This window comes from Desulfomicrobium macestii (assembly GCF_014873765.1).
GTDB lineage: Bacteria > Desulfobacterota > Desulfovibrionia > Desulfovibrionales > Desulfomicrobiaceae > Desulfomicrobium > Desulfomicrobium macestii.
On record NZ_JADBGG010000013.1, the window covers coordinates 75,474 to 87,522 of the forward strand.

Below are 12,049 nucleotides of genomic sequence, written 5' to 3' on the forward strand. Positions count from 1 at the left end.
TGCACCCCGGTTGGGCCTGACTATCCTGCTGGAAAAGGCATGGATCCATGCGCGGCCGCTCTTTCCGGCGAAGTTCACCGGTCATCCCCGCGCAGGCGGGGATCCATGGCCTGGGGCGCAGTCGAACTGATCAGTACCGAAGTCATTCCCGCGCAGGCGGGAATCCTGTCTTTGGGGTGGTGGGGCCAAGAAACGTGAAAATGGGATATGAAAAAGGCCGCTCTCCTTTACGGAAAGCGGCCTTGCTGTCTTGTATGCCAAAAAAAATCAGACCATCATGTTGATGATCACGCCGGTCATGTCCAGCTGGGTGTGCAGGGCGGCCGCGTTGGCGGCGAAGGCGTGTTCGTTTTCGATCATCTGCACCATTTCCGTGGCCAGGTCGGTGTTTGATCCTTCGACCAGCATTTCTTCGTAGCGCAGCCCCTCGTCGGTCTCGACGTACTCCCCGCCCGGCACCAGTGGCCCGGCGGCGGTGTTTTCATAGACATCCTGAACCTGAACGCCCTGGCCATTCGGGCCGGTCTCGAATTCGACCCGGCTGGAACGAAAGCCGTTCGTGTTCATGTTGGCCACGTTGTCGGCCGCGACCTGCTGGGAAAAACTGATGGCCTGCATGGCCTGAACATTTTCCATCATGACGCACCTCCAATCAATTTATCTAACGCGGGCGGGACTTCCGTCAAGGCCTGCGTGGCCTGCGTCGGCGTCCATCTGGTCGATGCAGGCGTAGGCGCTGTGGTTGTGGATGGATTCAAACGATTCCACCTCGACCCTGAATCCGTTTACCTTGGGATGTGCGGCCAGCCGCGCCGCCGCGCCGCGAACCACATCCTCCACGAAGGTCGGGGCGGCGAAGGCCGTTTCGGTCACGTATTTCTCGTCCTCGCGCTTCAAAAGGGCGTAGACAGGGGAAGATCCGGATTCCTGCGCGATGGCGATGAGATCCTCAAGCCAGAGCATGCCCAGGCACTGCGCCTCGATGCGGACCATGGCCCGCTGGCTGTGGGCGCCTTCGCGGGAGATCGCCTTGGAGCACGGGCACACGGTCATGACCGGCACCTCCACGCCCAGCATCAGGCTGACCTCGCCGTCGCGAAGCACACCGCGCAGAAAGCATGAATAATCCATGAGCGCGGGGCTGCCCGTGACCGGAGCGCGCTGTTCCATGAAGTAGGTGAAAAGAAAGCACAGGTGCGAGCTTTGGGCGTGCAGCCGGTCGCGCAGGTCGAGGAGCAGATTCTTGCAGCTGTCCGCGTCCAGGGTCTTGTCCATGTCACGCAGGGCTTCCAGGAACCTGCTCATGTGCGTGCCCTTGAATTCGGCAGGCAGGTCCACGCTCAAATCCACCCGCGCCACGGTGTGCAGGCGTCCCTTGGCCCGGTCGCGCACGGTCAGGGGGATGGACAGGTTTTTGACCCCCACACGGTCGATGCGCAGGGCCACATCCGCCGGGCCGCTCTGTACGTCGCGCATCAGGTCAGGTCCTGGCCGGTGGTGGCCAGATTGAGTTTGCCGTGCTTCACGCCCTTGGTGGAGATGAGCCGTTCGGCGGTGGCCTTGATCTCCTGCCCCGGGCCCCGCAGAATGAGCACTTCCATGCAGTTGTGATGGTCGAGATGGATATGCAGGGACGTGACGATGACGTCCAGCGATGAATGCTGGATTTCGGTCATCTTCTGCGCCAGATCGGAGTGATGGTGGTCATAAACCAGGGTCAGGGTGCCGACCATCTCCTTGTTCAGGTCTTCCCATTCCTTCTGCACCAGGGTGCCTCTGATAAGGTCGCGTATGGCCTCGGAGCGCGTCTGATAGCAGCGTTCCTCGCACAGCGCGTCGAATTTTTCCAGAAGATCCGAGTCCAGGGAGACTCCAAAACGAATAGTCTGACCCATTTTTCCTCCTTAAATCGCTAAAGGGCGGGAGAGTTCCCACACGTTGACCGTCATGCGAGCCTGGTCAAAGGGGACCACTTCCCGGCTCTGATTCCTGACCCGCCAGCCCCGGCGGGAAAACCTGGACCACACCGTGCTCGACACGGTCCGTTCGGGATCGCCGAACCAGACCTTGCCGCCCGGAGCCAGGCTGCACAGCAAAAGATTTTCCAAGGGTTCGAAAAACCGCTGCTCGTAAAAAATGTCGCCGCCCCAGATACGGTCGAAGCTTGCCGGCGCAAGGCCCGGTTTGTTCCAGTCCATGCGCACCCAAAGTGGCGAAGGGACGGAATTGATGCGGGCGTTTCGGGCCGCGAAGTGCAGGGCGCCGTGCTCGTAATCCATCCCGACGACGCGTGCGCCGAGGTTTGCGGCCACAAGGGCGGACAAGCCAAGGCCACAGCCCAGATCCAGGCATCTGTGTCCGGCCAGCTCCTGCCGGGCCAGCCAGCCGCAGAGGGCCAGGGTGGCGGGCCAGAGTTCCACCCAGTAGGGGATGTGCTCTTCGGCCTTAGGGTCGTCCTCGTCCATGGATTGCCAGAGGGATTCAAGGTCCGCCGGGCGCTCCAGGGTCCAGGTCCTGCCGGCGGCGGTCACCTTGAGCTGTCCGTTGGGCTCGGAGGTTTCAGTCATCGTCGTCGGGCTTCATGCCTGCCATCATCTGTCCGATGCGGTCAACGCGCTGCCGGTCGTCCGCGGGGAAGGTGTCCACGATGGCCCCTCCATACATGACCGCGACGCGATCAGCCAGAGCCAGGGCCTCGGACAGATCCCCGGTGACGAGCAGTATCCCGGCCTCTTCGCGGGCCGCGAGCAGCGTGGCCCAGACTTCCTCGATGGCCGAGACGTCAAGGCCCTGGGTGGGCTGCTCCGCGACGATGAGGCGTGGTCTGCGATGAAATTCCCGCGCCAGGACCATCTTCTGCAGGTTGCCGCCCGAAAGTTGCCTGGCCTGGCAGTGCACATCGGGTGGGGAGACCTTGAATTGACGGACCAGATCCTCGGCCACCGCCTTGGCCTTGTCGCGCTGCAACCAGACGGAAGAGCAGTAGCCCTGGCGTGTGGTCAGCAGGAAATTGTCGACCAGATCCATGCCCCGGCATACGGCTAGGCCCATGCGATCTTCGGGGATGTAGCTCAGGCCGCCCTGCCAGGCCGGTTCGGAGAAGAAGGCCTGCCAGCTCTTGCCGAGCACGTTGACCTCGCCACTGCGGGGCTCTTTCAGGCCGCACACGACTTCGACCAGATCCTTCTGCCCATTGCCGGCCACGCCGACCACGGCCAGGATTTCGCCCTGTCTCAGGCTGAGGGAGACGTCCAACAAGGTTTCCGTGCCGACATCCTGCATGCGCAGCACGTTCTGTCGCAGCTCCATGGGTTCGCGGTGCACTTCCAGCAGCACTTCCCGGCCGACCATGCGCCGGGCCAGGTCGGCCGGTGAATGCACGTCGCCGGCCGGAAGCTCGTCCACCACTTCGCCCCGGCGCAGGATGGCGATCTCGTCGGCCAGGGCCATGACTTCGCCCAGCTTGTGGGAGATGTAGACGATGGCCTTGCCCTGGGCCGCCATGCTGCGCAGGGCCGTGAAGAGCTGCTGCGCCTCCTGGGGCGTGAGCACCGCCGTGGGTTCGTCGAAGATGAGGATGCGGCTTTTGCGTTGCAGGAGCTTCAGGATTTCAACCCGTTGCTTCTCGCCCATGGACAGGTCCGCCACGCGTGCGGCCGGGTCGATATCCAGGCCAAAACCTTGTGCCAACGTCCGGACTTGCTCGCGCATTTCCCTGGGAGAGAGAAAGAAGCCCGGCTCCTGGCCCAGGAAGACGTTCTCGGCCACGGTCATGGCCTCCACCAGCATGAAATGCTGATAAACCATGCCGATCCCGGCCCTGATGGCGTCCTTGGTCGATCGCAGCGCGCTTTCGTGACCGTCGATCAGGATCCGGCCGCTGTCGGGCAGGTAATGCCCGGCCAGGATGGACATGAGCGTGCTCTTGCCCGCCCCGTTTTCGCCGAGCAGGGCTTTTATCCGACCCGCGTGGATGTCCAGGCTGATGTCGTTGTTGGCCCGGACCGCGCCGAAGACCTTGGTGATACCGCGCAGACTGACCGCGGCCGTGGAAGCTGACACGCCTCAGCCCTGCCGCATCCCGGCGATGGGCTGCACGAACTGCGATTCCGTGTCCCACGGAAAGAGGATCCAGGTGTCCTGGCTGACCTCGGTGACGAAGGTGTCCACCAGCGGGCGTCCAGCGGGTTTGGCGTAGACGGAGGCGAAGTGAGCCTTGGGCAGCAGTTCGCGGATGAGCTTGGCCGTGCGGCCGGTGTCGACCAGGTCATCGATGATGAGCCAGCCTTCGCCGTTGCCCTCGATGCCTTTCAAAAGCTTGACCTCGCCCTTCTGGTTTTTCCAGTCGTAGCTGGACACGCAGATCGTATCCACCAGGCGGATGTCCAGTTCGCGGGCGATGATCGCGGCGGGCACGAGGCCGCCACGGGTCACGGCGATGATGCCGTTGAAGAAATCCTTGTCCAGGAGACGCCAGGAGAGGGCCTTGGCGTCACGGTGCAGCTGGTCCCAGGAAATGGGGTAGGTGCGCTGATATCTGTTTTCGGTCATAAAGGTATCCTATTCAGAAGGTTCCATGTTCACGCCCAGAGCGGCCGGGGCTTGGGTGCGATCGCTGCGCCATGACGAGAAGGCCAGGGCCGCGATGGTCAACACATAGGGCAGCATGAGCAGGATGGACGAGGGCAACGCCGTGCCCATGGCCTGCAGGCGGAGCTGAAAAGCCATGACTCCGCCGAAGAGGTAGGCGCCGATCATGGCGCGGCTCGGGCGCCAGAAGGCGAAGATGACCAGGGCGACGGCGATCCAGCCCCGGCCGGAAGTCAGGCCGTTGGTCCACAGGTGGGTGTAGGCAAGGCTCAGGTAGCTTCCGCCGAAACCGACCAGCATCCCGCCTCCCAGCAGCGCCGCCCAGCGATACGCCAGAACGTTCAGGCCGGCGGCCCGTGTTGCGGCGGGACTCTCCCCGGCGGCGCGGATGGCCATGCCCCAGCGGGTGTAGCGGAAGAAGGCCCACAGCAGCGGCGGAATGATGTAGGAGAGATAGACCAGGGCGTCCTGCTGGAAGAAGATCGTGCCCAGGCCGGGCAGATCGCCAAGAACGGGCAGGGAAAACTTGTCGAAGCCGGGGGCGGTGCGGCCGATGTAGGGCGTGCCGAAAAATCCGGCCAGACCCGTGCCGAAAATGGTCAGGGCCAGTCCGGAGACGACCTGGTTGCCCATGAACCAGATGCAGACGACGCCGTGCAGCGCGGCCATGCAGGCTCCTGCCAATCCTCCGGCCACGAAGGCCAGCACGGGCGAGCCCGTGTGCAGGGCCGTGAGGAATCCGACCAGGGCGCCGACCAGCATCATGCCTTCCACGCCGAGGTTCAGGATGCCGCCTTTCTCGGTGAGGATTTCGCCCAGGGTGGCGTACAGGATCGGGGTCCCGGCCTGAACCGTGGCCGCCAGCAGGGCGAGCAGAATTTCAGGGGTCATCCGATCCTCCGCAGATGCAGACGGTAGCGCGAAAAGAAGCCTCCGGCCAGCACGGCCAGGAGGATGAAGCCTTCCATGATGGCGCCGAAGGCCGCCGGAATCTGGAGGTCGAGCTGCAGGCTTTCCATGCCCACGCGCAGTCCGGCCAGGAGGAAGGAGGATACGGCGATGATCAGGGGATTGAGGTTGGCGAGCCAGGCCACGACAATGGCCGTGTAGCCGTAACCGGACATGATGCTCGGTTGCAGGCGTCCGAGGGTGGCCGAGGCTTCCAGAAAACCGGCCCAACCGGCCAGAGCTCCGCTCACTCCCATGACCAGAATCACCAGTAGGGAGTAGGGCATGCGGGCGTAGCGGGCCGCGCGGACGTTTTCGCCGCAGGCCCGAAGCTCGAAGCCCAGTCGGGTGGAACGCAGAAAAACCGTCATCAGCACTCCGACAGCCAGGCAGAGCAGCAGGCCCCAGTTCAGGCGGGTGTCGCCGATGCGCGCGACTACGGCGGCAGGCACGAATTCGCTGGTCATGGGAAAGCCGAAACTGCCCGGATCCTTCCACGCGCCATAGACGAGATATTCGAGAATCAGGATGCCGACGTAATTGAGCATCAACGTGACGATGATCTCGTTGGTCTTAAGCTTGAGACGCAGCACGGCGGGAATGATCCCCCACAGGCTGCCGGTCAGCGAGGCGCAGATCAGCATGGTCGGCAGCAGGGCGTACCAGGGCCAGCCGGGAAAGGTCAGGGCGGCCCAGGTCGCGCCCACGGCTCCCAGGGCAAACTGGCCTTCCGCTCCGATGTTCCAGATCTGCAGGCGGAAAGTCAGGCCCACGCCAAGGGAACACAGAAAAATGGGAATGGCCTTGATCAGGCAGTCCTCAAGGGCATAGCCGGAGCCGAAGGCGCTGTGCACAAGCAGCCACAGGGCGATTGCGGGCGGCTTGCCCTGCATGGCCAGGAGCAGACCGCTGACGACAAAAGCCAGGGCGAGGGCTGCCAGAAAAACAAGACAGGAGCCCCACCCAAGGGGCTCCTGTCGTCGTACGGCGCTGAGTTGAAGCATCGAGGGACCTTATTCCAGGGTGCCGACAACGCCCTGCACGAACCAGTTGAATCCAAGCAGGTCGCCATCGGCCATGACCGTACCGGCGGCGACTTTTTCGACGCCGGCCTGATCCTTGATGGGGCCGGTGAAGACCTGATAGGCGCCGGAGGCGATCTCCGCCTTCTTGTCGAGAACGGTTTTCTGCACATCGGCCGGAACCATTTCGCCAAAAGGCGCGATGTCGACGATGCCCTTGTCCAGTCCGTGCCAGTAGAAGTCGCTCTTCCAGGTGCCGTCCTTGATCTGCTGGACCATTTCCGTGTAGAACGGGCCCCAGTTCCAGATGGCCGCGGTCAGGTGCGACTTGGGCGCAAAGGCGGACATGTCGGTGTTGTAACCCACGGAGTAAACGCCGCGTTCCTGGGCGGCTTCCTGCGGGCCGGGGGAATCCTGATGCTGGGCGATGACGTCGCAGCCGACGTCGAGCAGGGACTTGCCGGCCTCTTTTTCCGTCGCCGGGTCGTACCAGGTCTTGGTCCAGACCACGCGGACCTGCACGTCGGGATTGACGGCCTGGGCGCCGAGAGTGAAGGCGTTGATGCCGCGGATGACTTCGGGGATGGGGAAGGCCGCCACGTAGCCCAGGACGTTGGACTTGGTCATGGCGCCCGCGACCATGCCGGTCAGGTAACGGGCCTGATAGATGCGCCCGAAATAGTTGGCCATGTTTTCAGCGTTCTTGTAGCCGGAGCAGTGCAGGAACTTGACCTTGGGAAAATCCTTGGCCACCTTGAGCATGGGGTCCATGTAGCCGTAGCTGGTGGCGAAGATGACGTCATACCCCTTGCGGGCCATGTTCATGATGACACGTTCGGAATCCTGGCCTTCGGCGACGGATTCGACAAACGACGTGGTCACTCCGTCCATGGCTTCGACAGCCAGACGGCCCTGGTCATGGGCATAGGAATATCCGGCGTCGCCCACCGGGGACACATAGACAAATCCAACTTTCATGTCTTCGGCGAAGCAGGTTGATCCCAGGGCCAAAAAGGCCAGCAGGAACAAGGGCAAACATTTTCGCATCATCCGTCCTCCGTAATGTGTTGCTGCAAGGGGTGGCCCCGGGGCACGATGCCCATTCGTGGGGAGAGTTCCAAGCACATGGCACATAGCCAATACCCTCTAAGCTGGCAACAGGCAGGTGGCCATGCTTTCATCCATGTAAACCGGACAAATGTCAGACAGTTATTGACAAGAACGCGAAAAGTCCGGAAAAAACAGACAATAATTAAAGGCGTGCCGGGACTTGGTTTTTTCCCATTCTGTATTAACCTGTTGAAATCAAGATATATTGATGCCTCCGGCACGGTTCTGTCATACTGTCTTACATTCGCCCCGCAGGATAGCCTCAGAGAAGGGAGTAAACATGTCCAAAGACACGATGATAAGTTTCAGGACCACGGAAGATTTCAGCAAATCGCTGAAAAAATTTGCCAAGAAGAACAAGGTCACGCTTTCGGGTTTTATCGACGCCGTCTTGCAGGATTTTCTTCAGTCCCAGGCGGGACAGGAAATCCTGCTGGAGGATCGGCGCAGATTCCCGCGTCAGCACAAGGCCATCCCGGCCATCATCAGCGGTCAGATCGGCTCGCAAAAATATTTCCATGCCAGCAAGATAACCAATCTGTCCCTGGGCGGGATCAACCTCGTCGTGCCCAAGAACGGCGACGGCTGCAACCTGGCCGACCAGGAGCTGGACTCTTTTGATGTCGTTTTCGCCTTGCCGCGGGAAGACCGGCCCATCACCATCCAGTGTCAGGGCAAGAGGGTTTTCCAGACTTCGGACTGCTATCAGGTCGGTGCCAGCTTCGACGACACCGATCTGGACAGCTATCAGGCCCTGCAGAGCTACCTCTACTGATTTTTATGGCCATGGTTGAGGTTTCGCGCCCCGGGACACGCAGGTGTTCCGGGGCGGTTTTGCGACTGGGTGGACGGTATGGACAAGCTGGACCGCATGGGCGGAGGGCTTACACTTCCAGCCATCTGCGCAGGTGTTCCGTTTCATCTTTCCAGCGCGGGCTGAAGCGCAGGTCGAGGAAGCGTGCGTAGACCAGATCCAGATAATCCATGCATTTTTCCAGCAGATAGATCTTTTCGAGGATGCGTCCGTCGGGGTCTTCGCCTTCCTCCAGCTTCATCTCGACCTTGGGAGTTTTGAGGCCCTGCAGGGTGAAGTTGGCCGCGTCCAGGAGTACCTGCCAGCTGACCTCGTCCCGCTCGACGCGGACCTTGGCCTTGTTGACCTTCTTTCCGTTGCGAAGCCCCATGCGTGCCTCGCGCAGTTCGGCCATGGGCCCGCTGCACACTGCCGTTTCCCTGGCCTCTCCCTCGCCGCCCTGAACCGAGACCTTCTGCTCCACCGTGACCGAGAAGGCCTCGCCTTCCTTGGTCCGGAAAAGTCCGTTGCTGGTTTCACTGGCAAACCACAGCCAGGTCAGAAACTCCTGTCCCAGAAGGAGGCTCACTGTTTCCGCGCGTTCAAGATCCATCATGCACCTCCCTGGGCGAAAACGGTCGGTTCAAAATCGTCGAGTTCGGCCTGACGCTCGGCCCCAAGGGTGCTGAGAGCCAGGAAATAAGGGGTCAGCGGCTCCAGATTGAGGCCGAAGGTGTGCGTGAAAAGTTCCTCGAAGAGTTCGGTCAGCTTGGACTGGGTTGAGGCGATGTAGACCAGTTGCCTGGTCGTGTCCCAGACCACGTCGAAACAGGCCGGGATGGGCAGGGTCCGGGCGCGCAGGCGCAGCTCGACCTGCTCGCGGATCTCGGTCTTCTGCTCTTTGGTCAGAAATTTCTTGCCCTGATCGCGCATGGATCGCATGGCCTCGTTCACGGCCACGGCGAAATGCTTTTTCATGACCGCGGGCGGCACACGGCGCGTGTCCAGACGCAGGGTGAAGGTCAGGTATGGGCCTTTTTCTGGCGGGCACAGGGCAAACTCCGGATCGAGCATGTTGTCGAAGGAGACCCAGCCGAAGCTGCGCTCCTCGGCACTGGCGTCGATGTCGCGGAAGGCGTTGCGTTTGAGCCGCTCGTCCACTTCGTGCCAGAGGCTCGAAGGGATATCATCCTCCACAATGCGGTAGCGCGTGATTCCCACGCTTGCTGACATGAATCCCAAGGCGTCCTCCCCGCCGTCTTCGTCTTTGTGCTTTGACGGCATCTTGGTTTTGTTTAAAGGTCTATATTCATCACTCGAATTTTACGGAGTTCCCATGTCCAAAGCGATCTGCATACACGGTCATTTTTACCAGCCGCCCCGTTTCGACCCCTGGCTTGAAGACGTGCTGCCGGAAGAAGGCGCCGCCCCGGAACACGACTGGAACGCACGGATCACCAAGGAAAGCTATGCTCCCCTGGCCTGGGCGCGGCGTCTCGACGGCACGGGCATGATCACCGAGCTTGTCAATTGCTATGCATGGATGAGCTTCAATTTCGGCCCCACCCTGCTGCGCTGGATGGAGCTTCATGCTCCCGAGACCTACACGCGCATTCTGGAGGGGGACAGGCAGAGCCTTGAGCGTCTGGGACACGGCAATGCCCTGGCTCAAGTGTACCATCACTCCATCATGCCCTTGGCGACGGAATTGGACAAGGACCTGGAGATAGCCTGGGCCGTCCAGGATTTCCGGACTCGCTTCGGTCGGGAGCCCGAGGGCATGTGGCTGGCCGAGACCGCCGTGGATCTTCCGACCCTCGACGCCCTGGCCAAGGCCGGCATCCGCTTCACCATCCTGGCTCCTCGTCAGGCTCGGGCCATTCTCGGGACAGACGGGGCATTTCATCCCGTGACCGAAGACAGCCTCGACACCACGCGGCCCTATCTGGTCAGGCTCCCACAAGGCAAGTCAATAAGCGTGTTTTTTTATGACGGGGCCGTCTCCAGGGCCGTGGCCTTCGAGCGCCTGCTTGGCAGCGGAGAAAATTTCTGGACCAGGCTGTCCGGCTTCTTTTCCGTGGGGCTCGGCAACATCGCCACGGATGGAGAGTCCTACGGGCATCATTTCAAATTCGGCGAAATGGCGCTGGCCTATGTCATTCAGCAGGCCAGAGAGGGGCGCGACGAAGTCGGGCTGACCAACTACGGCGCCTACCTTGCGGCGCATCCGGCCATGGACGAGGTGCAGATCCATGAAAACACCTCCTGGAGTTGCGTGCACGGAGTGGAGCGCTGGAAAACGCACTGCGGGTGCTCTGACGGCAGCCACCCGGATTGGGTGCAGGATTGGCGCAGGCCGTTGCGGCGTTGTCTCAATTATTTGAAATACTATGCTGACGAGCATTTTTTCAAACGGGGTGGCGCATTTTTTCGCGACAGCGGCCTGGCCCTGCGGGAGTACGGGCTGGTTCTGGCCGGGAGCGAAGACTTGGAATCGTTTCTTGAAAGGCAATGCCTGCCCGGCCTTGAGCAGGCGCAGCGCACCGACGCCTGCCGGTTGCTGCTCATGCAGCGGCTGGCCCTGGCCGCTTTTTCCAGCTGTGCCTGGTTTTTTGATGACATTGCCCGAATCGAACCGCTCAATGGCCTGACCTCCGCCAGACGCGCCCTGGACCTGCTCGCGGCCACGGGCGGCCCGGATGTGGAAGCCGGGTTTGTGCGCGTGCTGGCCGAAGCCCAGTCGAACATGCGTGACGAATGGGACGGAGCGGTCCTGTGGGAAAAAATGGTCACGCCCAGGAGACCGTCTTTAAAGGAGTTTGCCGCGTATCCGCGCCGTTTTCCGGCGGCAGGCGACCGGCCCGAGATGGCCTGGCCGGGCGTTCGGCTTGAGCTTGAACCCTTGGGACAGGGACACAGGCTGCGCTGCTTCTGGACCCGGACCCTGGAGGAGGAAACGGCCGTGCTGTCAGGGCCGGAAGAATTTTCGGCGCACTCCCGGCACAAGGCCGAGGTGGGCTTTCGTCTGGCCAGGGAGCATGAACGGGAACTTTTGCGGCAATCCTGCCTGCTCGCCCGTGAAATGGCGCCACTGTTGTCCGGTTTCGCCGATGGGCAAAGCGTGTCCCAGGAGCTTTTGGCCATGCAGATTCCAGGGCTGGTCTGGAACTGGCTTTTTGAAGGAGTGGAGTTGCCGCGTGGCATGCAGGATTCTCTTGCGTCATGGTTCGCGGTCAACACGGGTATCCGCAAACTGCTGGAACGCCTGATCGAGGAGCGTGGCACCGAGATGGCCCTGTCCCTGCCGGGTCAGGCCCACGCGCTGGTGGAGTTGATCACCCGCTCACGCCATCTGGGGCTGTCCATTTATTGGTGGGAGGTCCAGAACAAGGTCATGGCCGTGCCGAACAGGGGCGTGCACGTGGAGCTGTGCATGCTGCTGGGGCTCTCCTAGGCGGCCGTCCAAAAACCATTCTGGACTGCGTTGCTCACCTGGTGCTGACCTCCCGCACAATCTCCAGGAGGGCCATGGACTCCGCCCTCCCGCACGCGTGAGGGTTTTGAAACTCGCAGAGCTTGCTCAGTC

General features: G+C 61.7%; 13 protein-coding genes. 2 read left to right on the plus strand and 11 right to left on the minus strand.

The genetic code is table 11. The features are described 5' to 3' along the window. Positions 1-267: 267 nt before the first annotated feature. The 9 genes from H4684_RS09975 to H4684_RS10015 are packed head-to-tail and all read right to left on the minus strand — an operon-like array spanning position 268 to position 7,607. Complete coding sequence (locus H4684_RS09975) at positions 268-639, minus strand: flagellar basal body rod C-terminal domain-containing protein (RefSeq protein WP_092190046.1); 372 nt, start codon at positions 637-639, stop codon at positions 268-270. An 18-nt stretch (positions 640-657) separates the two neighbouring features. Further along, positions 658-1,476, minus strand: coding sequence for a GTP cyclohydrolase FolE2 (gene folE2, locus H4684_RS09980; protein ID WP_192623611.1), 819 nt, complete (start codon positions 1,474-1,476; stop codon positions 658-660). After that, complete coding sequence (gene nikR / locus H4684_RS09985) at positions 1,476-1,895, minus strand: nickel-responsive transcriptional regulator NikR (RefSeq protein WP_092190050.1); 420 nt, start codon at positions 1,893-1,895, stop codon at positions 1,476-1,478. Before nikR ends, folE2 begins: the two co-directional genes overlap by 1 nt. A gap of 9 nt (positions 1,896-1,904) precedes the next feature. Continuing rightward, positions 1,905-2,567 carry a class I SAM-dependent methyltransferase gene (locus tag H4684_RS09990; RefSeq protein ID WP_192623612.1) on the minus strand — a complete coding sequence of 221 codons (663 nt, stop codon included), beginning with the start codon at positions 2,565-2,567 and terminating at the stop codon, positions 1,905-1,907. Beyond that, positions 2,560-4,062, minus strand: a complete 1,503-nt coding sequence (locus H4684_RS09995; protein WP_192623613.1) for an ABC transporter ATP-binding protein — start codon at positions 4,060-4,062, stop codon at positions 2,560-2,562. Before H4684_RS09995 ends, H4684_RS09990 begins: the two co-directional genes overlap by 8 nt. Positions 4,063-4,065: 3 nt before the next feature. Continuing rightward, positions 4,066-4,551 carry a xanthine phosphoribosyltransferase gene (gene gpt, locus H4684_RS10000; protein WP_015775398.1) on the minus strand — a complete coding sequence of 162 codons (486 nt, stop codon included), beginning with the start codon at positions 4,549-4,551 and terminating at the stop codon, positions 4,066-4,068. Positions 4,552-4,560: 9 nt separating this feature from the next. Further along, positions 4,561-5,481, minus strand: coding sequence for an ABC transporter permease (locus tag H4684_RS10005; RefSeq protein WP_192623614.1), 921 nt, complete (start codon positions 5,479-5,481; stop codon positions 4,561-4,563). Then, positions 5,478-6,542, minus strand: a complete 1,065-nt coding sequence (locus H4684_RS10010; RefSeq protein ID WP_192623615.1) for an ABC transporter permease — start codon at positions 6,540-6,542, stop codon at positions 5,478-5,480. Before H4684_RS10010 ends, H4684_RS10005 begins: the two co-directional genes overlap by 4 nt. A 9-nt stretch (positions 6,543-6,551) precedes the next feature. Further along, positions 6,552-7,607, minus strand: coding sequence for a BMP family ABC transporter substrate-binding protein (locus tag H4684_RS10015; protein ID WP_192623634.1), 1,056 nt, complete (start codon positions 7,605-7,607; stop codon positions 6,552-6,554). Positions 7,608-7,950: 343 nt separating this feature from the next. Here H4684_RS10015 and H4684_RS10020 point away from each other — a divergent pair, with 343 nt between their 5' ends. Continuing rightward, a complete protein-coding gene (locus tag H4684_RS10020) occupies positions 7,951-8,445 on the plus strand; it encodes a PilZ domain-containing protein (RefSeq protein WP_161949042.1) in 495 nt (164 codons plus the stop codon). Between the two features lie 109 nt (positions 8,446-8,554). On the opposite strand, the gene H4684_RS10025 is transcribed toward H4684_RS10020, so the two are convergent. Next, complete coding sequence (locus tag H4684_RS10025; RefSeq protein WP_318779630.1) at positions 8,555-9,079, minus strand: hypothetical protein; 525 nt, start codon at positions 9,077-9,079, stop codon at positions 8,555-8,557. After that, positions 9,076-9,705 (minus strand): recombination-associated protein RdgC, encoded by a 630-nt coding sequence (rdgC, locus tag H4684_RS10030; RefSeq protein WP_192623616.1) that lies wholly within the window; start codon positions 9,703-9,705, stop codon positions 9,076-9,078. Before rdgC ends, H4684_RS10025 begins: the two co-directional genes overlap by 4 nt. A 94-nt stretch (positions 9,706-9,799) precedes the next feature. On the opposite strand from rdgC, the gene H4684_RS10035 reads away from it, so the two are divergent. Continuing rightward, positions 9,800-11,917, plus strand: coding sequence for a DUF3536 domain-containing protein (locus H4684_RS10035; protein WP_192623617.1), 2,118 nt, complete (start codon positions 9,800-9,802; stop codon positions 11,915-11,917). Positions 11,918-12,049: the final 132 nt, after the last annotated feature.

Excerpts from the sequence above, each read along its gene's own strand:
- H4684_RS09975 (WP_092190046.1), bottom strand. The coding sequence starts at position 639 with ATGATGGAAAATGTTCAGGCCATGCAGGCCATCAGTTTTTCCCAGCAG.
- folE2 (WP_192623611.1), bottom strand. The coding sequence starts at position 1,476 with ATGCGCGACGTACAGAGCGGCCCGGCGGATGTGGCCCTGCGCATCGAC.
- nikR (WP_092190050.1), bottom strand. The coding sequence starts at position 1,895 with ATGGGTCAGACTATTCGTTTTGGAGTCTCCCTGGACTCGGATCTTCTG.
- H4684_RS09990 (WP_192623612.1), bottom strand. The coding sequence starts at position 2,567 with ATGACTGAAACCTCCGAGCCCAACGGACAGCTCAAGGTGACCGCCGCC.
- gpt (WP_015775398.1), bottom strand. The coding sequence starts at position 4,551 with ATGACCGAAAACAGATATCAGCGCACCTACCCCATTTCCTGGGACCAG.
- H4684_RS10005 (WP_192623614.1), bottom strand. The coding sequence starts at position 5,481 with ATGACCCCTGAAATTCTGCTCGCCCTGCTGGCGGCCACGGTTCAGGCC.
- H4684_RS10010 (WP_192623615.1), bottom strand. The coding sequence starts at position 6,542 with ATGCTTCAACTCAGCGCCGTACGACGACAGGAGCCCCTTGGGTGGGGC.
- H4684_RS10015 (WP_192623634.1), bottom strand. The coding sequence starts at position 7,607 with ATGCGAAAATGTTTGCCCTTGTTCCTGCTGGCCTTTTTGGCCCTGGGA.
- H4684_RS10020 (WP_161949042.1), top strand. The coding sequence starts at position 7,951 with ATGTCCAAAGACACGATGATAAGTTTCAGGACCACGGAAGATTTCAGC.
- H4684_RS10025 (WP_318779630.1), bottom strand. The coding sequence starts at position 9,079 with ATGATGGATCTTGAACGCGCGGAAACAGTGAGCCTCCTTCTGGGACAG.
- H4684_RS10035 (WP_192623617.1), top strand. The coding sequence starts at position 9,800 with ATGTCCAAAGCGATCTGCATACACGGTCATTTTTACCAGCCGCCCCGT.